The sequence below is a fragment of the Lacisediminihabitans sp. FW035 genome (assembly GCF_054880895.1).
In genome coordinates, this window is the sequence record NZ_CM142187.1 from 2833907 (window position 1) to 2854680 (window position 20774).

Here is a 20774-nt window from a genome sequence, read left to right on the forward strand (position 1 = left end):
TCAGTTGTCGTAATCTGGGCACGTGGACATACGAATCGGCATCACCAACAGCCCCCGTGAGATCAACCTCGAGTCGTCGCAGTCGGCGGCGGATGTCGAGGGCATCGTCACCGCGGCCCTGGCCTCTGACGCCAAATTCTTCAAGCTCGTCGACCAGAAGGGCAACGTCTACGTCGTTCCCCTCGCGACCTTCGGCTACCTCGAGATCGGGTCGGAAGAGTCCCGTCGCGTCGGCTTCGTGGCCTGATCATGGAGCTGCTGTTCGTGACGCTCGGCGGCGCCATCCTCGGCCTCGCCGCGCGCTACGGGTTGCCTCAGCGTGAGACCCACGGGGCTCTCCTCGTTCCGGCGATCGGAGCGATCGTGGCATCCATCGTCTGGGCCGCGCTCACCTGGGTGGGCTGGAAATTCGACGGCGGCTGGATTTGGGTGGTGAGCCTGGTGGCCGCGGGTGTCGTCGCGGCGCTCGCGAGCGTGTTCCTCGGCCGCCAGCGCACAGCCAGCGATAACGAACTGCTGTCCCGGCTCAGCCGCGCGTGATCTCGTTCGCGCGCCTGACCACCCGCACATGACGAACGAACCCGTTCCTTTCGAGGTCCACGAATCGGGCACCTTGCTCCATGGGACCAAAGCCGATCTGTCGATCGGCGACCTCCTGACGCCCGGTCGCACCTCCAATTTCGAAGCGGGCCGCACGACCAACTACGTGTACCTGACCGAGACGCTGGATGCGGCAGCGTGGGGAGCCGAACTGGCAGTGTGCGACGCTCCGGGCCGGATCTACATCGTGAAGCCGACGGGCACCCTCGAAGACGACCCCAACGTCACGGACAAGAAGTTCCCCGGCAATCCGACCCGCTCGTACCGCACGCGGGAGCCGGTGGAGATCGTGGGCGAGCTCGAGGAGTGGGTCGGGCACTCCCCCGAGAAACTGCAGGCGATGCGCGACGGTCTCGCCGATCTGCAGCGCCGGGGCCGCGCGGTCATCTACGACTAGGGATCCGGTAGCGTCTTGACCTCGGTCGCGGCAGTTGCTCTCGGTGCGTGCCCAGCGTCTTCATCACCCATCCCGAGGTGGTGATCGACCCCGTGGTGATCGACCCCGTGGTGATCGACCCCGTGGTGCCCATCGAACACTGGGGGCTGTCGGCCGCAGGAACGGCCCGCGCGCGGTGCCTAGCGGGACTGATGCGAGGCCGGGGGTCGACCGCATCCTGAGCAGTGCAGAACGCAAGGCGACGGATACTGCGGCCCTCTTAGCCGCGGGCCTCAGCATCCCTGCTGAGGTCGATCCCGCCCTCGGGGGAACTCGATCGGAGCGCGACCGGATACCTTCCGCCCCAAGAATTCGAGAGGTTGGTCGAATCGTTCTTCGGCGAACCTCAGCGCTCTATCTGCAGCTGGGAACGGGCAATAGATGCGCAGACCCGCATCGTTGATGCGATTCGACGCAACACGACGATCGGACACACAAACTCCACCGCCTTCGTCAGTCACGGCGGGGTCGGCGCGCTTCTCCTGGCGAGCCTCAGTGGATCTTCGATCAGTCGAGCGCTCGACCAGCCCGGGCTCGGCAGCTACTTCACCTTCGACGTCGAAACGTGGACTTCGTTGAGCGGATGGAAGCGCCTCCCTCTCTTCTAGGTTCGCCCTCGACGCACAGTCCGCGGGTGCCGACGCCCGAAGTCGACGGTGCGCGTGACCGTCTTCGGCAAGCAAAAAGGTCCATCGAGACGCCAATTTCTGCGCTTCCGCGGCGGTTTGGGGACAGAAAGTGGCATCTCGATGGGACGGAAGGGCGTCGCGGCGTAATCCCAGGCCCGATTCACATGAATCATGTCTCAAGCAAAATAGCGAGTATTAGTCCGGAGCTTGCCGTCCTATCGAATCACTAGGCTCGGCGACATGACAGTTCAGCGGATGGACAACGTCGCCATCGTCGTCGATGACCTCCACGCTGCAGTCGCCTTCTTCGCAGCTCTCGGCCTCGAGCTGGAGGGCCGGGCCGAGATCGAGGGACCATGGGCTGACCTCACGGTCGGTCTCGACGGCATCCGCAGCGAGATCGCGATGATACGCACCCCCGACGGCCACAGTGCGGTGGAGTTGACCAAGTACCACTCCCCCGTCATGATCGTCGCCGAGCCGGAGAACCCGCCGCCCAACACGCTCGGCCTGCATCGCATCATGTTCGCCGTCGACGACATCGACGGCGCCCTCGACCGTCTCCGCGACCACGGCGCCGAACTCCTCGGAGAGGTGGCGAAATACGAGAGCAGCTTCCGACTCTGTTACCTGCGCGGGCCGGCGGGCATCATCGTCGCCCTCGCCGAACAGATCGGCTGACCAGGCGGGCCGAGCTGACGGGGCGGGCCGAGCTGCCGGCGCGGGTCGGGCGGGTCGGGCGGTCGGGCGGTCAGGCGGGTCGGGCGGTCAGGCGGGTCGGGCGGTCAGGCGGGTCGGGCGGTCAGGCGGGTCGGGAGATCAGGCGGTCAGGCCGAGGGCATCCATCCGGCGGGTGTGCGAGGCGATGAGCTCGGTGAATGCCGGCTCCAACCGTGCCTCGTCGCGGCGCGTGTGGCCGATGTTGGCGAGCGACGACCGGGCGATGAGCAGAGTGTCGCCCACGAGGCGGCGTCCCCACATGGCGAGCCGCGAGGCCAGCCGCGGGTTGGCGTCGATGGCCGATCTCAGCTCGTCGACGAGCAGCGCGTGCCCGTCGTCTCCGGAGAGGAGGGGGATGATGCGTGCCCGGGCGTCGGCGGAGAGCCCGGCCGCGAGCTGAAGCTGGAAGTCCCCCAGGAGGCCGGCGGTGAGATATGCCGTCACGAGCATCTCGTACCAGTCCGCCCCGAGGGTCGTGTGGGCGTACTCGTCGATGCGGGCCGCGAAGGGGGCCATCGCCGGGCCTGGCTCGTGCCCGAGCCTCTTGATCTCCGCGGCGAGGCCGTGGTGCTTGGCGAGAGCGAGGGCCGCGACCCGACTCACCGCCACTTTAGAAGCCGCCGTGGGAGCGACACTGACCGCGTGGCTGAGTGTCTCGAAGAGCGCGAGCTGCACATAGGCGGCCTGTCCGAGGTAGGGGAGCAGCTCCGGTGTCAGTTCGGCGAGGTCGACCCGGTCCACCGGCGCAACGGATTCGCGTCGCGGCTTCAGCCGGGGGACATCGGTGCGCCGGGGGCGTCGGGAAAACAAGGAGACCACGCGCACAGCCTATCCGCGACAGGCCGCCAGCCGCCCCCACAGCCCCAGTGGAGCGGCAAGCGGCTAAACTGTGAGTAATGCCTCCCATTTCTGGTGGAGGCTCAGCACGCCCCAGGTCAAAGCGGGCGTAGCCGCTTTTTAGACAGGGCATCATCATCACTACATTTTCAGATCTCAACATCGACCAGGACATGGTCGACGCACTCGCCACGAAGGGCATCATCTCCCCCTTCCCGATCCAGGTGCAGACGATCCCCATGGGGCTCGCCGGCCAGGACATCATCGGCCAGGCCAAGACCGGAACGGGTAAGACCCTCGGCTTCGGGCTCCCCCTCCTCCAGTCGCTCGGCCTCAACCCCGAGCCGGGCGTCAAGGCACTCGTCGTCGTGCCGACCCGCGAGCTGTGCGTGCAGGTGGCCGAAGACCTCGTGCTCGCAGCATCCAATCGCGGCACCCAGGTCGCCGCGATCTACGGCGGCAAGGCCTACGAGGGCCAGGTCGAGCAGCTCAAGGCCGGCGCCCAGGTCGTCGTCGGAACCCCCGGTCGCCTCCTCGACCTCGCCAGCCAGCGGATGCTCTCGCTCAAGGACGTCAAGGTGATGGTGCTCGACGAGGCCGACAAGATGCTCGACCTCGGGTTCCTCTCCGACATCGAGAAGCTGTTCGCGCAGACCAGCCCGACCCGCCACACCATGCTCTTCTCCGCCACGATGCCCGGGCCGATCGTCGCCCTCGCTCGTCGCTTCATGAACCGGCCCATCCACATCCGCGCGACGGATCCGGATGAGGGCCGCACCCAGGCCAACATCAAGCACGTCGTCTACCGCGCCCACTCGATGGACAAGGACGAGGTCATCGCCCGCATCCTGCAGGCCGAGGGACGCGGCAAGACCGTGGTCTTCACCCGCACCAAGCGCGCTGCGGCCAAGCTCGTCGAAGAGCTCAACGATCGCGGTTTCAATGCCGCCGCCGTGCACGGCGACCTCAACCAGGAGCAGCGCGAGCGCGCCATGGCGGCGTTCAAGGCCGGCAAGAAGGACATCCTCATCGCCACGGATGTCGCGGCCCGCGGCATCGACGTGAACGACGTGACCCACGTCATCAACCACACCATTCCGGACGACGACGACACCTACCTGCACCGTGCCGGCCGCACCGGTCGCGCGGGCAAGACCGGCATCGCGGTCACGTTCGTCGACTGGGACGACATGCACAAGTGGGCCGCGATCAACAAGGCGCTCGACATGGGCCAGCCGGAGCCGGTCGAGACCTATTCGTCGTCGCCACACCTCTTCACCGACCTCGACATCCCCGAAGGCACCAAGGGGCGCCTCGCGTCCGCCGGGCCGGTTCGGGCGCGCGAGCCCCGTCCGGCAGATGGCGACCGCGGGGGCCGTGGCGGCTCTCGTGATGGCGGCTCTCGTGATGGCGGCGGCGACCGCAGCCGCACCGGAGACCGCGGTGGTCGCTCCGGCGATCACGGCGGAACCGGCCGGAACAGTGGCCGTCCCGCCGGTGCGACCGGAGGACGACCCCCTCGTGAGGGATCGACCGACGTTGTGCGCGAGAGTGCCGAAGGTGGCGGAACGCACGATGGCACCTCGCCGACGCGTCGTCGTCGCACCCGGTCCCGCCGCGGCGGAGCCGGCAACACGCCGCCGTCCGCCTAGGCACCTACGCCTCACCGGGCAGCTGGCTCGTTCGACATCAGGCTCTCCGTCCGCGGGCGCCCCAACATCAGAAGTTCGGATGATTCGGGGTGCGGCTGCTGTCGAATCACCGGGTGCCCGTCGGCCGCAATGTCGGGTCAGCCGTAAAACGGAGCTGATCCGGTACCGGCCGCGACGATGCGTGCCAACGCGTCAGGCTCCGTGGTGTTCTCTGCGAGACGGTTCGGTTTGCCCTCGCCGTGGTAGTCACTGGATCCGGTGACCACGAGGTCGTACTTCGCGGCGAGCTCGTAGAGCCTCACCTTTCCGTCTTCCGTGTTGTCGCGGTGGTGGATCTCGAGTCCCACGAGTCCGGCGTGCACCAGTTCGGCGATCGCCCGCTCCTCGATCACCCGATAGCGTCCGTGGGTGGCCGGGTGCGCGAGCACCGGTACTCCTCCGGCCGCGACGATCATCCGCACACCTTCGAGCGGAGACGGGGCGTAGTACTTCTCGTAATAGCCGCTCTGCCAGTGCAGGATGCTCTCGAACGCCGCGCTGCGATCACTCACCAGTCCTTTCGCCACCAGGGCGTCGGCGATGTGGGGCCGCCCGAGGGTGCCCCCGTCCACCGACTGGGCGAGCACATCGGCCCAGGTGATGTCGTAATCGACGGCGATCCGTTCGACGATGCGCTCGGCACGATGCATCCGCCCGTCACGGATCCGCGCGGTCTCGGCGATGATCGTCGGGTCCGCCGGGTCGAAGAGATAGGCGAGCATGTGCACGCTCGCCGGTCCGTAGTTCGTGCTGAGTTCCATGCCGGGGATCACGGTGAGGCCGGTTCCGGATGCGGCAGCGAAGGCTTCCTGCCAGCCCGCGGTCGAATCGTGGTCGGTGATCGCCACCGTTCCGAGGCCGGCGGCTACCGCGGCCCGCACGAGCTCGGTCGGGGTTTCGGTGCCGTCGGAGACGCTGCTGTGAGTGTGCAGGTCTATCGGTGCGGGCATCCTGCAACTCTATTGCGGTTAGTCTGGGTTACGATGTTTCGCCGCCTGCTCGCCGCCGTGCTTCTGATCGCGGTGGCGGCGGCCGTGCTCGTGCTGGGCTGGCCGCAGCTGTTCTCCCTTCAACGATCCGCCGGGATCGCCCAGCTCGTGGCATTCCGGGGGGCAGCGACGATCGGTGCCGCCGCGGTCCTGGTGCTGCTCCTGGTGCTTGCGGCGGCTATCCCCCGCTTCCGGCGGCTCGCCCTCTCCCTCTCGGCCCTCGCGCTTGTCTTCGTGCTGTTGAACGCCGCCGTTCTCTCCAGCCGCGGTTTCGGCAGCACGCCGCTCCCCGCTCGCGCGGCGAACGACCTCACCGTCGTCGCCTGGAACACGCTCGGTGACGCCCCGGGACCGGCCGCGATAGCGAAACTGGCGATCGACTCCGATGCGGACATCGTCTCCCTTCCCGAGACCACGGAGCAGACGGCGAAGGCTGTCGCGGTGCTGATGACCGCGGCCGGGCTGCCGATGACCACCCACACCGTCGCCCACGGGCTCGTCTCGAAGTCGCGGTCGACGTCGGTGCTGATCAGCAGCGCACTCGGCATCTATCACCTGGACGAATCAGCCGGCTCCACCGAGACGCTGCCGAGTCTCGTCATGGTGCCTGACAACGGATCCGGTCCCACGATCGTCGCCGCCCACGCGGTCGCCCCGCAGCCCAGCGAGCTGCAGGGCTGGAACTCCGACCTGCACTGGCTTGCGGGCGCGTGCCCGTCGGGGAATGTGATCCTGGCCGGTGATTTCAACGCGACGCTCGACCACCTGGCCGGCTTGGGCACCACCCCCGGCGCCACCGTCGGCGCCTGCACGGACGCCGCGCTCCGGGCTCACGCCGCAGCGTTCGGCACCTGGCCGAGCTTTGCCCCGGCACTGCTCGGGGCGCCCATCGATCACGTGATGACGACGAAGGCCTGGTCGGTCGTCGGAGCGCGGGTCGTGCAGGACCTCGACGGAGCCGGCAGCGATCATCGGCCGATCGTCGTGCGGCTGCAGCCGACGCCCTGACCCGTGCCAGATCAGCCCTGTCCCAGCTCAGCCGCGTGGGGTGGCACGCCGCAGCACGAAGAATCCCGCCGTGCCGGCGAGAGCCGTGACCACCAGGCTCAGGGATATCGATCCGATGAGGCCCGCGGAAGCGAAGAACGCCCCGACTGCCGACCACCCGTCGGTGAGGATCAGCAGAGCGACGATGCCGACGCCCACCAGGCCGAGCCCGACGAAGAGTGCCACCATACCTGTGGCTTTCCACCGCACGTAGATCGACCCGAACAGCGCCCCGAGGAAGAAGAAGAACAGCAGTGCGACGAAGAAGATGTAGAAGCGAACGGGCCAACTGTCTCCGAAGTACACGGCACTGAACATCCGTCCACCGACACCCCAGCCGTTCGTGAGGTCCTCGATGACCGAGAGCACGGTGATGCCTGCAGAGTAGAGAAGGGAGAGGATCACGAAATTCAGCGCCGTGCCGAGGTAGTAGTCCCGTCGGGTGACGCCGTAGCCGAGTGCAAAGGGGAAGGTCACGTTGATGGCCTGGATGGCGACGACGAGCATGTACACGAAGATGTAAAAGCTCGCGCCGCTGTACTGCATGCCGTCCGAGACTCCAGTGCGGCCTGAGGCGTCCTGCACCGACCAGTACACGAGGAGCCAGATCGCGAGGTTGGCGACGAAGATGATGCCGAGGATGATCCAGGGCAGCACGATAGTGCCCCACGGGTTGGCGAAATGCAGGCGCACGATGCGCCCGATGCGCTGGGCGGCCGTCGTGGGCACCACCCTCGCGAACGATGCGGTGGTCGTCATGATGCTGCCTCGAATTCCTTGTCGCTCGAGCTGGTGCGCCGGATGATGAGCTGCTGAAGCGAGACCGGGGCGAGCTCGAGGCCGGCGGCGGTCGCATCCCGTCGATCCTCGGCGGAGAATCCCTCCACCGTCGCGGACGCCAACCCGCCGATGCCGTCCCGGTGCAGGATGTCGCGACCGGCGAGGAACGCGTCGACGGATGCCTTCGGGCCGACGACATTCGTCGCGGACCCCCGCAAGCTCTCCGCGTCCTCGTCGATGATGACGCGGCCCTCGTCGATGACGAGTACGTGCTCGAGCAGGTTCGAAACTTCGTCGATGAGGTGGGTGGAGAGAACGACGGTGCGCGGATACTCCGCGTAGTCCGCGAGCAGGCGATCGTAGAAGAGCTGCCTCGCGACGGCGTCGAGGCCGAGATATGGCTCATCGAAAAAGGTCAGCGGTGCGCGGGACGCGAGTCCGACCACCACCCCGATTGCCGACACCTGGCCGCGGGAGAGCTTCTTGATTCGGCGGTTGAGCGGCACCCGGAATTCCTCGATGAGCTGTTCGGCTAAGGTCGCATCCCAATTGGCGAAGAACCATGGGGCGCTGGCGAACACATGGCGGGGCCGGAAATCCTCGGGATATCGCTGCCCTTCCTTGATGAAACAGATGTTCTGCAATACCGCGGCATTCTCGACCGGCGACTCCCCGAAGACGCTGATCGAGCCGCTCGTGGCGAACTCCTGCCCGGTGAGCAATTGCATCATCGTGGTCTTGCCCGCACCGTTGCGACCGAGGAGTCCGTGGATCGTGTTCTCTTCGACGACGAACGTAGCGGCATCCACCGCGGTCACATCGCGGTAGCGCTTGGTGAGGTTCTCGACCTCGATGACTGCTGTCATGGCGTGCCTTCCCTGTCGATCATGCTGCTGAGCTGCTGGGGTGTGATGCCGAGCTTCGAGGCTTCTGAAAGTAGGGGACGTACGAACTCGACGAGGAACTGGTCACGTCGGCGCGCCATCAGGCGCTCTCTCGCGCCGGCGACCACGAACATCCCGATGCCGCGTTTCTTATAGATCACTCCCGCGTCCACGAGCAGGTTCACACCCTTCAGCGCTGTGGCCGGATTGATGCGATAGAACGCCGCGAACTCATTGGTCGACGGCACCTGCGACTCCTCGGTGACGACCCCCGCGATGATGTCGTTCTCCACCTGCTCGGCGATTTGCTGGAAGATCGGCCGGGAGTCGTCCATGATCCCCCTCGCTCGTCTGGTTAGTTGGTTATGTAACTAACCAAGCAGGCAAGAGGGGATTTGTCAAGCAGCGGAGTCTGCTCGATTCGCCGCGATGAGCAAGACGCCGAGGCCACGGGCGCGGCGAGCGGCGCCCCGGTCGCCCTCGGCGGCCTGCACGATGCACCCCTTCATCAGGATGTACCAGCATCGCGCGAACTCGGCGGGATCGTCGAGCCCGGCCTCGGCGGCGAGCCTGCCGACCATGTCGCGGATGGTGGCGAGGTGCGCCGAGCTCGCCCGGCCGAGCGGATGCTCTGCTCCCATCTCCAGCAGTACGTTCACGAACGAACAGGCCTCGAAATCGTCGCGCTGGAACCAGTCGTCGAAGACGTCGAAGATGGCGAGGAGCCGCTCCTCGGGATCTGAGGAGCGGGAGCGGGCACCCTGTTCGACGATGCCGAAGGTCCAGTCGACCTCCCGGCGGGCGAGGAAGGCGAGCACCAGATCGTCCTTCGTCGCGAAGTGGCGGTACAGCGTGGCTTTGGCGACGCCGGAGGCTACGACGATCTCGTCCATCGCGACATCCCGGATCGCCCGTCGGCTGAAGAGCCGGTAACTGGCGTCGATGATGCGTTCATGGGTTTCCGCGAAAGCCGGGGCCCGCACCCGCAACCCGACCGCTGTGGACGTCGGGTCTGAAATTGCGCGTGCCACGACTATTCACTCCCGATCAGGTCTGCGGGGTCTGAGCCGACCTGTTGTACATCCTTGTGCCTTCATACTCGATCGATCATCGGGCGTCAAGGAGGGCGGCGCGTCATAGACAAGACAGTGCAGTCTCTGTTTGGATATAGCAAGCCGGGTCAGAGGTGACGAAGGCAGAGGCAGGGACACAGCAATGAAGAGCTTCGAAGATATCCTCAACAGTTCCCCCGACGCCGGCGAGGCGCGCTTCATCGCGCAAGCCCCCGACCAGGAGGGCACCACCATCGCGAGGGCCTTGGTGGCTCTCGACGATTCAGAGCTCCCCGCGCCCGTCTCCTCGTTCGAGCACGTCGCCCGCTCGACGGCCAGCCGGGAGTCACTCGTGCCCCCGAAGCCGATCTGGCCATTCGGGCTTCGCGCGCATCCGCACCGGCAGGCGAGCTGAACCGCAGCCCCTCCCGACCGTGGCGTGGCAGTTGCCGGGGCCGCGGTGGAGAATGGATGCATGTCCGACAAGAATGCACCCGCGCCGCGCGCGACCTCCAACCGCTCCACCGTGCCCGTCTCCGACACCTTCAAGCACTACATCTCGGGTGAGTGGGCCGAGCGCACCGAGGCGAAGCCCCGGCCGAGGGCGCAATCGCCGTGGGCTGCGGCGCGGCGAGAGCGGATCTCGGCGCTCTACCCGGGAAAGCGTCTGATCGTCCCCGCGGGCGCAGCCAAGGTGCGCTCCAACGACACCGACTACGCCTACCGCGCGCACTCCGCGTTCTCTCACCTCACCGGTTGGGCGAGCGACGCGGTGCCCGGTAGCGTGCTCGTACTCGAACCCTCGGCGAATGGCCACGAGGCCACGCTCTACTTCCGCAAAGCCGCGGGCCGTGACTCGGACGAGTTCTACGCGAACCCCGAGATCGGCGAGTTCTGGACGGGGCCGCGCCCGTCCCTCGCTCACGTCGCCCACGATCTCGGCCTGCTCACCGCCGACCTCGCAGAATTCGAGCGGGTTCTCGACACCGTCGACGGGCGCACGGTCATCCTGCGCGACGGCGACCGCGATCTCACCGACCAGGTCGACGGACGACGTCTGCTCTCGGCGGATGTGGGGAGCCTCGCGTCCGACAACCTCGAGAACGACGACGACACCACGCTGGCCCGCGATCTCTCGGAACTCCGCCTTGTCAAAGATGCCTGGGAGATCGATCAGATGCGCCTGACCGTCGCGGCTACGAAGAAGGGTTTCGACGACGTGATCGCCGACCGGGAGGCCATCGTGGCCCACGAGCGCGGTGAGCGACTCGTCGAGGGCACCTTCAACCGGCGAGCCCGCGCCGAGGGCAATGCGGTCGGCTACGACACGATCGCCGCCTCCGGACCACACGCCTGCATCCTGCACTGGACCCGCAACGATGGCCCCGTCGTGCCCGGGGACCTGATCCTGATGGACGCCGGCATCGAGCTGGACAGCCTCTACACCGCCGACATCACGCGCACCCTGCCCGTGAACGGTGTCTTCGGCGAGACGCAGCGGCTCGTGTATGAAGCGGTACTGGAGGCAGCGGATGCCGCGTTCGCGATCGTGCGGCCGGGCATCCGATTCCGCGAGATCCATGCGACGGCCATGGCGGTCATCGCTGCGAAGACCGCCGAGTGGGGCTTCCTGCCGGTGAGCGCCGAAGAATCGATCAAGCCGGAGAACCAGTTCCATCGCCGCTACATGGTGCACGGCACCTCCCACCACCTGGGGCTCGACGTGCACGACTGCGCGCAGGCTCGGCGAGATCTCTACCTCGACGGCGTGCTCGAGGCCGGGATGGTTTTCACCATCGAGCCGGGTCTCTACTTCCAGCCCGACGATCTCACGGTGCCCGAGGAGTTCCGCGGCATCGGTGTGCGCATCGAAGACAACATCCTCGTCACCGAGGCGGGTGCGGAGAACCTGTCGATCGGCATCCCCCGCACCGCGGACGACGTGGAGGCCTGGCTGCGCTGAGCCGCGGACGGCCGGTGGTCAGGAGGTGCGCGACAACACGTCCTGCGCCTTGGAGAGCAGGGTGGGGTCGACGACGATCTCGTAACGGCTCGCGAGCACCTGGTGGGTGGAGGTGAAGTCGCGGGTGCGCCGCGTTACCGCGGTGGCGGCGATGCCGAACAGCGCGCCGAATCCGGCACCGATGATGATCGCGGCGATCACGTACTGGAGCACCGTGCCGGTGCCTCCGAAGGTGAAGAGCACGCCGATGAAGAGCCCGAACCAGGCGCCGCTCGCCGCCCCGGCCCCGGCGGCACGGCCGTAGGTGAGCTTTCCGGTGACCCTCTCGACCGTCTTCAGATCGCTTCCGACGATCGCGACCTGCTTCACCGGGAAGTCGGCTTTCGCCAGGCGATCGACCACGGCCTGGGCCTCGAAGTAGGTGTCGTAGGTGCCGAGCACGTCGCCCTTCGGAAGGGTCGGGATGAGACGGCCACGGGGTGCGAGGGGGCTTTGGTTGGTCATGCCGCCATTATCCTCCCCGGGCATCCGCAAGGTCTAAGTTAGATCTGTGAGCGCCGCAAGAGTCTTCGTCGCCCGACTTGCCGGGTGCTCCGTTTTCGACCCCGCCGGCGACAAGGTCGGGCGGGTGCGCGATGTGCTCGTGGTCTACCGGCAGAAAGAACCACCGCGCGTCGTCGGCCTCATCGTCGAGGTTCCGGGCAAGCGTCGGGTCTTCCTGTCGATCGGCCGCGTGACGAGCTTCGGGTCCGGGCAGGTCATCACGACCGGCCTCATCAACCTGCGCCGCTTCGAACAGCGCGGGGGCGAGGTGCGGGTGATCGCCGAGATGCTCGGTCGCGAGGTGACCCTCGTCGACAAGACGGGCAGTGCGACGATCGAGGATGTCGCGATCGAGGAGAGCGGTCCGGGCGAGTGGGCCGTCAACGAGCTGTTCCTTCGTCGGCCGAAGACGAGTTCTTCGCCGTTCGCCAAAGGCCAGACCGTGTTCTCCCCGTGGGCCGGCATGCGCGAGCGCTCCACCGGAGAGGCCCAGTCCGCGACGCAGCTTCTCGCGACCTACGAGGACCTGCTGCCCGCCGACCTCGCGAACGCCATGCTCGACCTGCCGGAACAGCGCATGCTCGAGGTCGCAGAGGAGATGAGCGACGAACGCCTCGCCGACGTGCTCGAGGAGATGCCGGAGAGCGAGCAGGTCGACATCCTCAACCAGTTGGACGACGACCGGGCCGCCGACGTGCTCGACCAGATGCAGCCGGATGACGCGGCCGACCTCATCGCACAGCTCAGCGATGAACGTGGCGAAGTGCTTCTCGACCTCATGCAGCCCGAAGAGGCAGAGGACGTGCGCATGCTGCTCGCCTACGCCCCGGATACCGCGGGCGGCCTCATGACACCGGAGCCGATCATCGTCTCCGCCGACGCGACCGTCGCGGAGGGCCTCGCGCTGATCCGTCGCCACGAACTCGCGCCGGCCCTCGGCGCGGCGGTGTGCGTCACCCTTCCGCCCTACGAACCACCGACCGGCCGCTTCCTCGGCATGGTGCATTTCCAGCGGATGCTGCGGTACCCGCCCATGGAACGCCTCGGTACGCTGCTCGACCAGAAGCTCGAGCCCGTGAAAGCGAGCGCGTCTGCCGCCGAGGTCGCCCGCACCCTCGCGAGTTACAACCTCGTGTCCCTCCCCGTTGTCGACGACAACCACCGACTGGTCGGGGTGGTGACCATTGACGATGTCCTCGACTACCTCCTGCCCGATGACTGGCGAAGTCACGACGACGACGATCCAGCGCCGGCGAATGCCGACACCAGCAGCATCCCCGTAATCGCTTCTGCCGGAAGGAGGTCGTCAAGTGGCCCGTCGTTCTGATTCCCTGGACACCCCGAAGGGCCTGCGCAATCGTTTCGTGCCCCGCATGGGCGGGCGGGACCGCGTAGGACGCTTCTCCGAGGGCTTCGCTCGTGCAATGGGGACCTCGTACTTCCTCGTGGGCATGACGGTCTTCGTCGTCGCTTGGCTGGCCTTCAACAGCTACGCCCCGGCCGGGTCGCAGTTCGACCCGATCAAGACGAACTTCACTCTGCTCACCCTGATCCTGTCGCTGCAGGCCTCGTATGCCGCACCCCTCATCCTGTTGGCGCAGAATCGGCAGGATGACCGCGACCGCGTGCAGTTCGAGCAGGACCGGCAGCGCGCCGAACGCAATCTCGCCGACACGGAATATCTCGCACGCGAGGTCGTCTCGCTTCGGCTCGCCGTGCGCGAGCTCGCCTCGAAGGACTTCATCCGCGCCGAGCTTCGTGCCCTTCTCGAAGAGCTCGAGAAGGAGCGCAAGCCCGACGGTACCGCCGGTTGAGCATCGTCGACGGCGTGAATGGCGGAGTGGATGAGCGGGTGCGCGCGGCCCTCTCCCGGGTGATCGACCCGGAGATCCGCAAGCCCATCACCGAGCTCGACATGATCGGATCCGTCGTCAGCACCGCCAAGGGCGCCGTCACCGTCGGTCTCACCCTGACGATCGTCGGATGCCCCGCCGCCGCCAGTATCGAGCGCGATGTCCGCGAGGCCGCGGCGTCCGTTGCCGGTGTCACCTCGGTTGACGTCGATGTCAGTATCATGACCCGCGAGCAGCGAAGCGCGCTCACCGAGAAACTGCGCGGAGGACGGTCACGCGAGTTGCAGTTCGGACCACAGTCGCTCACCCGCATCATCGCCATCACGAGCGGCAAGGGCGGCGTCGGTAAGTCCACGATCACCGCCAATCTCGCGGTCGCGCTGGCGGCTCGCGGACTGTCGGTCGGGCTCGTCGACGCGGATGTCTTCGGGTTCTCGATTCCGGGCATCCTCGGGCTCACCGGCGCGAAGCCGACGAAGGTCGGCGAGATGATCCTTCCGCCCATCAACTACGGCGTCAAAGTGATCTCGATCGGCATGTTCGTCGACGACAATGCCGCCGTCTCCTGGCGCGGACCGATGCTCCACCGCACCATTCAGCAATTCCTCACCGACGTCTACTTCGGCGATCTCGATGTGCTGCTTCTCGACCTTCCGCCGGGCACCGGAGACGTGGCGATCTCACTCGGGCAGCTGTTGCCGCACGCCGACGTCATCGTCGTCACCACCCCGCAGGGTGCGGCTGCGGAGGTCGCCGAACGCAGCGCTACCGTTGCGCGCCAGACGGGCCAGCGCGTGATCGGGGTGATCGAGAACATGTCGGGACTCGTGCAGCCCGATGGCACTGTGCTCGAACTCTTCGGGTCGGGCGGTGGCGCGGCTGTCGCGGCACGCCTCTCGGCGGGCCAGGAGCAGCCCGTTCCCGTACTCTCCGCCGTGCCGCTCAGCATCGCTCTCCGCGAAGGAGGGGACGCGGGGGTACCGATCGTGCTGTCGGACCCGCGGGATCCGGCATCCGTCGCGATCCTGGCGGTGGCGGACCAGATCTCGCGCCGCGGCCGGGGGCTTGCGGGACGCAAACTCGGCCTCAGCGTCAGCTGACCTCTGCGGGGCTCGCTCGACCGGCAGTGGCCCTGAGGGCCGGGATCAGACCTGGCGGGTCGGTGCCTGGCGGTATCCGTCGCGGAGGCTGACGACGATTGCGGCGGCGATGCCCCAGACCGAGAGAACGGCGATGGCGGCGGGGATGATGATGGCGAACATGGTGACCTCTGGTGAGACTTCGATTGATTGATTGCTTCAATTCCACACCCGTTCTCTCTTTAGCACAATCAAATAGAAATGGACTAACTGTGTAGTCTGACTTCATGGATGTGCATCGACTCGAGCTGCTCCGCGAACTGGCAGAACGCGGCAGCATCACCGCCGTCGCCCAGGCGACTAACCGCACGGTCTCGGCGGTTTCGCAGCAGCTCAAGGTGCTCGAGCGCGAGGCAGGCCTTCCCCTCACGGAGCGCTCCGGGCGAGGGATCGTGCTCACCGGCGCGGGGCGGATGCTCGCCCAGACGGCCACGGATGTCGCGATCGCCCTCGAGCGCGCCGATGCCGTCTGGAAGGAGTTCACGCTCTCCCCCCGCGGCGAGGTGACCCTCACCACCTTCCCGACCGGCGGCCAGATGCTCCTCCCCGGGCTGCTCGACGCGGTCGCCGCAATCCCCGACCTCACGCTCATCGCGAGCGACCAGGATCCGCTGCATCCGGACTTCGCCGACCTGACCCCCGACTTCGACATCGTGATCGCCGATGCTCCCGGGCTCATGCCGTCCTGGCGCGAACGCGGCCTCGCCGTGGTGAAGCTCATGGACGAGCCGCTGGACATCGCGCTGCCCGAGGGTCACCCCCTCTCGGCGAAGGCCAGCCTCTCGGCGAAGGACCTCGTCGATGTCACCTGGATCGGCGTGCCTCTCGGCTTCCCCTACGACCGCATCCTGCGCCAGCTGGAGGCCATCACGGGCGTTCCGGCGACCATCGGGCAGAGATTCCTCGACAACGGCATCGTGGAGGCTCTCGTGGCCACCGGGCACGGCATCGCGATCCTGCCGCGCTTCACGACGCGCGACCACGAGAACGGGTTGGTCACCCGGCCCCTCACCGGCATCCGTTCCACCCGGCAGATCTCGGCGCTGATGCGACCGGATCGCGCCGAGCGGCCATCGGTGCGTCTCGTCGTACGGGCATTGCGCGATGTGGCGTCCGGAGTCGCCGCCCAGCACGAGGCCTGAGGGCCGGGAGCTCAGAACGCGCTGCTCGGGAGATCCTTCTCCTCGTCGACGATCGCCCGCACGATCCGTTCCGCGACGGCCGCGGGATCCAGGCCAGGGGGAAAAGCCGGGGCGGTGCCGGCGATCGCCCGGGTCGCGAGACCCGTCTCGGTGTGCCCCGGGCGGGCATCCAGCAGGCGGATGCCGACGCGACGAAGTTCACGCGCGGAAGCCTGCACGAAGGCCGCGAGCGCCGCCTTCGATGCCGAATACGCCGCGAGACCCGCGGTCGGAGACTCGGCCACGATTCCACTCAGGGTCACGACGAACGGCTTCCGACCGGCGGCGGCGGATGCCTCGAGGGGCGCTGCCGCCTCCCGGATGAGGCGGATGGGCGCGAGCGCGTTCGTCTCGAACAGCCGATCCAGCGTCGCGTCGGTGACCGCGCTTGCGGGGCCGAAGGCCACCACGCCCGCGGCGATGACAACCCCGTCGAGCCGGTCGTGCGCACGGAGGGATGCCGCGATGAGGGCCGCTGCGGCTGTCTCGTCCGTGAGGTCGGCGAGGAAAGCGTCCGGTCCGCCGAGATGACCGGGGTTCCGTCCGGCACGGACGACGGTCGCGCCGGCCGCCTCGAGTCGCTTCGAGATCTCCCCGCCAAGCACCCCGGACGCCCCAACGACGAGCACGACGGCTCCACTCAACTCAGTCATGGCGCGATCCTAGGGGCCGGATCTGGGATCTCGCCTGAGCGGTTCGACCGTTCAGCCAGGGAAACCGGTCAGGTCGCTTCGGTGTCGTAGGGAGCGGTCGTCGTCGCCGCGCCGCCCGCGCTCTCGGCCATCAGCCGTTTGCGCTTGGCATACGCCGATTCGCCGCTCGGCTGCACGATCGTCAGTGGTACATCAGCCTTGGCGTCGGAGTCCTCGAGGAGTGCCTCGCGGATGATTCGGCGCGGGTCATACTGGCGCGGATCGAGCTTCTTCCAGTCGACATCGTCGAAGTCCGGACCCATCTCCTCGCGAAGGCGTTCCTTCGCGCCATCCGCCATGTCGCGGATGCTGCGCACGAGACGCCCGAGCTGCGCGGCGTAGTGCGGGATCCGCTCCGGACCCAGCAGGAAGACCGCGATCACGAGGATCACGAGGAACTTATCGATAGTCAGGCCGCCGAACACTCGTTCAGACTAACGCTCCCAGCCGCAAACCCTCCCCTACGCTGGGCTGTGAACGAGGAGTGGAATTGGCAGACAAAGAGTCGAGCTGGAAGTTCGCGGAGGACTTCATCGTCGAACGCGCCGAGATCGCGCAGGCGAGGCAGCATTCGATCGAACTCGGAATCGATGCCGTGAGTGCGGCAATGGGCGCCCAACTCGCCGTGATCGCGGCCGCTACGGCCGCCACCAGCATCATCGAGATCGGCACCGGGGTCGGGGTCAGCGGACTCTGGCTGCTCTCGGGAGCCCCGGAAGCCACCCTCACCTCCATCGACTTCGAACTCGACTACCAGCAGTCCGCCAAGAAGGCATTCCTCGAGGCCGGCATCCCCGGCAACCGGGTGCGGCTCATCGCCGGGCGGGCTATCGACGTGCTCCCGCGCATGAACGAGCAGTCCTACGACGTGGTGCTCGTGGATGCCGACCCGCAGTCGGTCATCCAGTATGTGGAGCACGGATTGCGGCTCGTTCGCACGGGCGGCACGGTGCTCGTCGCTCATGCTCTCTGGCGCGGCCGCGTCGCCGACCCGGCGCAGCGCGATGACACCGTGACCGGATTCCGTTCCCTCCTCGCGGAGATCGCCGAATCCTCGGCCGTGATCAGCGCGCTGTCACCGGTCGGCGACGGGCTGCTTCAGCTGACCAAGCTCTGAAAGCCCGGTCGTTGGGACGAAAAACGGCCCTAGCTGGCCGCGGCGACAACCCCGGCCAGCGCGTCGTGCAGTTCTTTCGCTTCGGCATCGTTGACCGAAACGACGAGGCGACCCCCACCTTCGAGCGGGACGCGCACGATGATGAGGCGACCCTCCTTAACAGCCTCCATTGGTCCGTCTCCGGTCCTCGGCTTCATGGCTGCCATGATGGATCCCCTTTCGTGGAATGACTTCCCATTATCCCGTAACTGAGCGCTAACCCGAAAACGGGGGCTCTGGCGAGGGGTTACGGGGGTGTCCAGTCGTAGCCGTCGACCCACCAGCAGAGAGCGAGCCAGGCGAACTGCCCGACGATGCATGCCGCGACGATGCCGATCCGGTACGGCCGCGATCGGGGCTGTGCCACGGCGCCGAGCAGCGGGAAGAGCGGAACGAGGAGCCGGAAGGTACTCGACTGCGGAAAGAACACCGCGAGGAGGTACACCGCGTAGCTCGCACTCCAGAACCGGAGGTCGGTGCCGAGCCGGCGGACCGCCGGAGTAAACAGCGCCGCAGCGAAGCCGACGACGACCAGCGCGACAAGCACGAAGGAGAATGCACCGATGTGCCAGAGGTCTCCCCAGAATCGCCCGCCCTGCAGCCACGGGGCGAAGGGCAGCAGTTCTAGGTAGCCGATGTAGGGAGAGCGCCAGGCGAGCTCGGTGTCAGTGTACGCGGAGGCCGATCCGGTGACGATCCAGGCGGCGAGGGGCCAGACCAGGCCCATCGCGAGGCTGAACGCGGTGAGGCCGGCCCCGAGCATCCTCTCCCGGCCGGGAAAGGGATCCCGGCCGCGCGTGAACCACCGGTGAGCGAAGTGCAACCCGAGCGCGAGGGCGAAGGCGAGCCCACTCGGCCGGGTGAGCGACATGATCGCCACCACCGGGAACAGCAGCGTGTAGCGCCGCTCGAGGAGCAGGTAGAGCGCGAGCGCGAGGAAGAACGCGTGCATCGACTCCGCGTAGGAGACCTGCAGGATGGGCGACAGTGGCGCGACGCACCAGAGCACCACCGCGAAGAGGGCTGTCTCGGCGGGCAGTCGCAGCAGGATGAGCCGGTAGATCATGAGGGCGGCGAGCAGCGAGAACACGAACGAGACGGCCAAGGACACCGGCTCCCACGGCAACGACGTCACCACCATGACACTCCGCACGAGCATCGGATAGGCCGGGAGGAACGCCCACGCGTTCTCGGCGACGTGCCCATCCGTCGTGAGCGGCAGCACCGAGGGATACCCGCTCACCGCGACGATGTGGTACCAGGTGCTGTCCCAGAACTGGGCGAACACGAGGTAGTCCGGATGCGCCCCCGACCAGGGATTCGGGGCCTGGCGGCTCGCGAAGAACAACAGGAGGCTCGTCGAGACGAGCCGTGATGCTGCCCAGATGACGGTCACCTTCACCCACCACGGGGTGAGGCGGTAGCGCACCCGCAGGGACGGCGATCTCAGGCGGGGCGCTGTGCGAGCCACGCCCGCAGTCCCCGTTCGCACTCGGTTATCTGGTCGACGGCCACCCGCTCGTCGTCCGCGTGAGCCAGCAGAGGATCACCCGGCCCGTAATTGACCGCCGGGATGCCGAGAGCGGAGAAGCGGGCGACATCCGTCCAGCCGTACTTGGGCTTCGCCTCGCCGCCGACCGCCGCGAGGAACTGCTGCGCGAGAGGCGCATCGAGGCCCGGACGGGCTCCGTCGGCGCTGTCGGTTACCGTGAGGTCGATCCCGGAGAAGACCTCGCGAAGATAGGCCTCGGCCTCCGCTCCGGTCTTGTCCGGAGCGAAGCGGTAGTTCACGGTGACGACGCACTCGTCCGGGATCACGTTGCCGGCCACTCCCCCGCCGATGGCAACGGCGTTGAGGCCTTCGCGATAGACCAGGCCGTCCACCTCGATCGAGCGGGGCTCGTACTCGGAGAGGATCTCGAGGATCGGGGCCGCCGCGTGGATGGCGTTGACACCGACCCAGGCCCGGGCCGAGTGCGCCCGCTTGCCCGCGGTGCGCAGTTCGACGCGCATGGTGCCGTTGCAGCCGCCTTCGATGAGCGAGTTCGTCGGCTCCCCGAGGATGGCGAAGTCGCCCGCGAGAAGCTCCGGGCGGTGCGCCGCCAACCGGCCGAGGCCATTGAGGTCGGAGGCGACCTCCTCGTTGTCGTACCAGATCCAGGTGAGGTCGACGGCGGACTCGGTGAGTTCGGCGGCGAGCTTGAGCTGCACCGCGACCCCCGCCTTCATGTCGACCGTGCCGCGCCCCCAGAGGTAGTCGACCCCGTCCTCGGTCTCGAACCGGGTCGGAAGGTTGTGGTTGAGGGGAACGGTGTCGGTGTGCCCGGCGATCACGACCCGACGGCCGCGACCGTGGGTGGTGCGAGCGACGATGGCGTCGGCATCCCTGGTGACCTCGAGATGACCGTACGGGGCGAGAGCGGCGGCGATGGCATCCGTGATGGTCCCCTCATCGCCCGAGACGGATTCGATGTCGCAGAGCTGCCGGGTGATCTCGATCGAGGAGGCGGTCAGGTCGAGCACTGGCTCGATCACGGGGGCGGACATGCGGTCAGTTTATAAGTCGGTCCCTCGCTAACCTT

26 protein-coding genes are annotated in these 20774 nt (G+C 67.2%); 14 read left to right on the top strand and 12 right to left on the bottom strand.

Translation table 11 applies throughout. From position 1 onward, the window contains the following. Nucleotides 1-22 precede the first annotated feature (22 nt). The 5 genes from ACVXZ4_RS13580 (at nt 23) to ACVXZ4_RS13600 (ending at nt 2346) form a co-directional block, all read left to right on the top strand. Nucleotides 23-247: a DUF3107 domain-containing protein gene (locus tag ACVXZ4_RS13580; RefSeq protein WP_409156974.1), complete on the top strand. Its 225-nt coding sequence runs from the start codon at nt 23-25 to the stop codon at nt 245-247. Nucleotides 248-249: 2 nt separating this feature from the next. Further along, complete coding sequence (locus ACVXZ4_RS13585) at nt 250-540, top strand: hypothetical protein (protein ID WP_461795357.1); 291 nt, start codon at nt 250-252, stop codon at nt 538-540. A 28-nt stretch (nt 541-568) separates the two neighbouring features. Then, nucleotides 569-997 carry an NAD(+)--rifampin ADP-ribosyltransferase gene (arr, locus tag ACVXZ4_RS13590; protein WP_461795358.1) on the top strand — a complete coding sequence of 143 codons (429 nt, stop codon included), beginning with the start codon at nt 569-571 and terminating at the stop codon, nt 995-997. Between the two features lie 47 nt (nt 998-1044). After that, complete coding sequence (locus tag ACVXZ4_RS13595) at nt 1045-1218, top strand: hypothetical protein (protein WP_461795359.1); 174 nt, start codon at nt 1045-1047, stop codon at nt 1216-1218. 687 nt (nt 1219-1905) lie between these two features. Continuing rightward, entirely contained in the window at nt 1906-2346 is a 441-nt protein-coding gene (locus tag ACVXZ4_RS13600; RefSeq protein WP_461795360.1) for a VOC family protein, read from the top strand. Nucleotides 2347-2484: 138 nt separating this feature from the next. Here ACVXZ4_RS13600 and ACVXZ4_RS13605 read toward each other — a convergent pair whose 3' ends face one another. Further along, entirely contained in the window at nt 2485-3204 is a 720-nt protein-coding gene (locus ACVXZ4_RS13605) for a ferritin-like fold-containing protein (RefSeq protein WP_461795361.1), read from the bottom strand. 191 nt (nt 3205-3395) lie between these two features. Here ACVXZ4_RS13605 and ACVXZ4_RS13610 point away from each other — a divergent pair, with 191 nt between their 5' ends. Further along, complete coding sequence (locus tag ACVXZ4_RS13610; RefSeq protein WP_461795362.1) at nt 3396-4874, top strand: DEAD/DEAH box helicase; 1479 nt, start codon at nt 3396-3398, stop codon at nt 4872-4874. A gap of 137 nt (nt 4875-5011) precedes the next feature. On the opposite strand, the gene ACVXZ4_RS13615 is transcribed toward ACVXZ4_RS13610, so the two are convergent. After that, nucleotides 5012-5863: a PHP domain-containing protein gene (locus ACVXZ4_RS13615; protein WP_461795363.1), complete on the bottom strand. Its 852-nt coding sequence runs from the start codon at nt 5861-5863 to the stop codon at nt 5012-5014. A 33-nt stretch (nt 5864-5896) separates the two neighbouring features. Between ACVXZ4_RS13615 and ACVXZ4_RS13620 the strand changes: the two genes are divergently transcribed. Next, nucleotides 5897-6910, top strand: coding sequence for an endonuclease/exonuclease/phosphatase family protein (locus tag ACVXZ4_RS13620; protein WP_461795364.1), 1014 nt, complete (start codon nt 5897-5899; stop codon nt 6908-6910). 27 nt (nt 6911-6937) lie between these two features. Here ACVXZ4_RS13620 and ACVXZ4_RS13625 read toward each other — a convergent pair whose 3' ends face one another. The 4 genes from ACVXZ4_RS13625 to ACVXZ4_RS13640 form a co-directional block, all read right to left on the bottom strand. Continuing rightward, nucleotides 6938-7708 (bottom strand): ABC transporter permease, encoded by a 771-nt coding sequence (locus tag ACVXZ4_RS13625; RefSeq protein ID WP_461795365.1) that lies wholly within the window; start codon nt 7706-7708, stop codon nt 6938-6940. Further along, on the bottom strand, nt 7705-8595 hold the full coding sequence (locus ACVXZ4_RS13630; RefSeq protein WP_461795366.1) for an ABC transporter ATP-binding protein: 891 nt from the start codon (nt 8593-8595) through the stop codon (nt 7705-7707). The genes ACVXZ4_RS13625 and ACVXZ4_RS13630 overlap by 4 nt, the downstream gene beginning before the upstream one ends. Further along, complete coding sequence (locus ACVXZ4_RS13635) at nt 8592-8948, bottom strand: GntR family transcriptional regulator (protein WP_461795367.1); 357 nt, start codon at nt 8946-8948, stop codon at nt 8592-8594. The genes ACVXZ4_RS13630 and ACVXZ4_RS13635 overlap by 4 nt, the downstream gene beginning before the upstream one ends. A 63-nt stretch (nt 8949-9011) precedes the next feature. Beyond that, nucleotides 9012-9644 carry a TetR/AcrR family transcriptional regulator gene (locus ACVXZ4_RS13640; RefSeq protein ID WP_461795368.1) on the bottom strand — a complete coding sequence of 211 codons (633 nt, stop codon included), beginning with the start codon at nt 9642-9644 and terminating at the stop codon, nt 9012-9014. A 184-nt stretch (nt 9645-9828) separates the two neighbouring features. Between ACVXZ4_RS13640 and ACVXZ4_RS13645 the strand changes: the two genes are divergently transcribed. Both ACVXZ4_RS13645 and ACVXZ4_RS13650 read left to right on the top strand, forming a co-directional pair. Next, nucleotides 9829-10080 (top strand): hypothetical protein, encoded by a 252-nt coding sequence (locus tag ACVXZ4_RS13645; RefSeq protein WP_461795369.1) that lies wholly within the window; start codon nt 9829-9831, stop codon nt 10078-10080. Nucleotides 10081-10140: 60 nt separating this feature from the next. Continuing rightward, a complete protein-coding gene (locus tag ACVXZ4_RS13650) occupies nt 10141-11628 on the top strand; it encodes an aminopeptidase P family protein (protein WP_461795370.1) in 1488 nt (495 codons plus the stop codon). Between the two features lie 18 nt (nt 11629-11646). Here the strand turns inward: ACVXZ4_RS13650 and ACVXZ4_RS13655 are convergent, their stop codons facing one another. Then, nucleotides 11647-12132 (bottom strand): YflT domain-containing protein, encoded by a 486-nt coding sequence (locus ACVXZ4_RS13655; RefSeq protein ID WP_461795371.1) that lies wholly within the window; start codon nt 12130-12132, stop codon nt 11647-11649. A gap of 46 nt (nt 12133-12178) precedes the next feature. Between ACVXZ4_RS13655 and ACVXZ4_RS13660 the strand changes: the two genes are divergently transcribed. From ACVXZ4_RS13660 to ACVXZ4_RS13675, 4 genes are all read left to right on the top strand, one after another. Further along, nucleotides 12179-13498, top strand: a complete 1320-nt coding sequence (locus tag ACVXZ4_RS13660; protein ID WP_461795372.1) for a magnesium transporter MgtE N-terminal domain-containing protein — start codon at nt 12179-12181, stop codon at nt 13496-13498. Next, nucleotides 13482-13985, top strand: coding sequence for a DUF1003 domain-containing protein (locus ACVXZ4_RS13665; RefSeq protein WP_461795373.1), 504 nt, complete (start codon nt 13482-13484; stop codon nt 13983-13985). Before ACVXZ4_RS13660 ends, ACVXZ4_RS13665 begins: the two co-directional genes overlap by 17 nt. Next, nucleotides 13982-15124, top strand: a complete 1143-nt coding sequence (locus ACVXZ4_RS13670) for an Mrp/NBP35 family ATP-binding protein (protein ID WP_461795374.1) — start codon at nt 13982-13984, stop codon at nt 15122-15124. Before ACVXZ4_RS13665 ends, ACVXZ4_RS13670 begins: the two co-directional genes overlap by 4 nt. 266 nt (nt 15125-15390) lie before the next feature. Continuing rightward, nucleotides 15391-16305, top strand: coding sequence for a LysR family transcriptional regulator (locus ACVXZ4_RS13675; protein WP_461795375.1), 915 nt, complete (start codon nt 15391-15393; stop codon nt 16303-16305). 11 nt (nt 16306-16316) lie between these two features. Here ACVXZ4_RS13675 and ACVXZ4_RS13680 read toward each other — a convergent pair whose 3' ends face one another. Both ACVXZ4_RS13680 and ACVXZ4_RS13685 read right to left on the bottom strand, forming a co-directional pair. After that, on the bottom strand, nt 16317-16997 hold the full coding sequence (locus ACVXZ4_RS13680; RefSeq protein WP_461795376.1) for an SDR family NAD(P)-dependent oxidoreductase: 681 nt from the start codon (nt 16995-16997) through the stop codon (nt 16317-16319). A 68-nt stretch (nt 16998-17065) separates the two neighbouring features. After that, complete coding sequence (locus ACVXZ4_RS13685; RefSeq protein ID WP_461795377.1) at nt 17066-17461, bottom strand: twin-arginine translocase TatA/TatE family subunit; 396 nt, start codon at nt 17459-17461, stop codon at nt 17066-17068. A 65-nt stretch (nt 17462-17526) separates the two neighbouring features. Here ACVXZ4_RS13685 and ACVXZ4_RS13690 point away from each other — a divergent pair, with 65 nt between their 5' ends. Then, nucleotides 17527-18153 carry an O-methyltransferase gene (locus tag ACVXZ4_RS13690; RefSeq protein WP_461795378.1) on the top strand — a complete coding sequence of 209 codons (627 nt, stop codon included), beginning with the start codon at nt 17527-17529 and terminating at the stop codon, nt 18151-18153. A gap of 29 nt (nt 18154-18182) precedes the next feature. On the opposite strand, the gene ACVXZ4_RS13695 is transcribed toward ACVXZ4_RS13690, so the two are convergent. The 3 genes from ACVXZ4_RS13695 to dapE form a co-directional block, all read right to left on the bottom strand. Then, nucleotides 18183-18359, bottom strand: a complete 177-nt coding sequence (locus ACVXZ4_RS13695) for a DUF3117 domain-containing protein (protein ID WP_165063777.1) — start codon at nt 18357-18359, stop codon at nt 18183-18185. A gap of 80 nt (nt 18360-18439) precedes the next feature. Continuing rightward, nucleotides 18440-19663 carry a hypothetical protein gene (locus ACVXZ4_RS13700; RefSeq protein WP_461795379.1) on the bottom strand — a complete coding sequence of 408 codons (1224 nt, stop codon included), beginning with the start codon at nt 19661-19663 and terminating at the stop codon, nt 18440-18442. Further along, nucleotides 19639-20739, bottom strand: coding sequence for a succinyl-diaminopimelate desuccinylase (gene dapE, locus ACVXZ4_RS13705; RefSeq protein ID WP_461795380.1), 1101 nt, complete (start codon nt 20737-20739; stop codon nt 19639-19641). The genes ACVXZ4_RS13700 and dapE overlap by 25 nt, the downstream gene beginning before the upstream one ends. Nucleotides 20740-20774 lie beyond the last annotated feature (35 nt).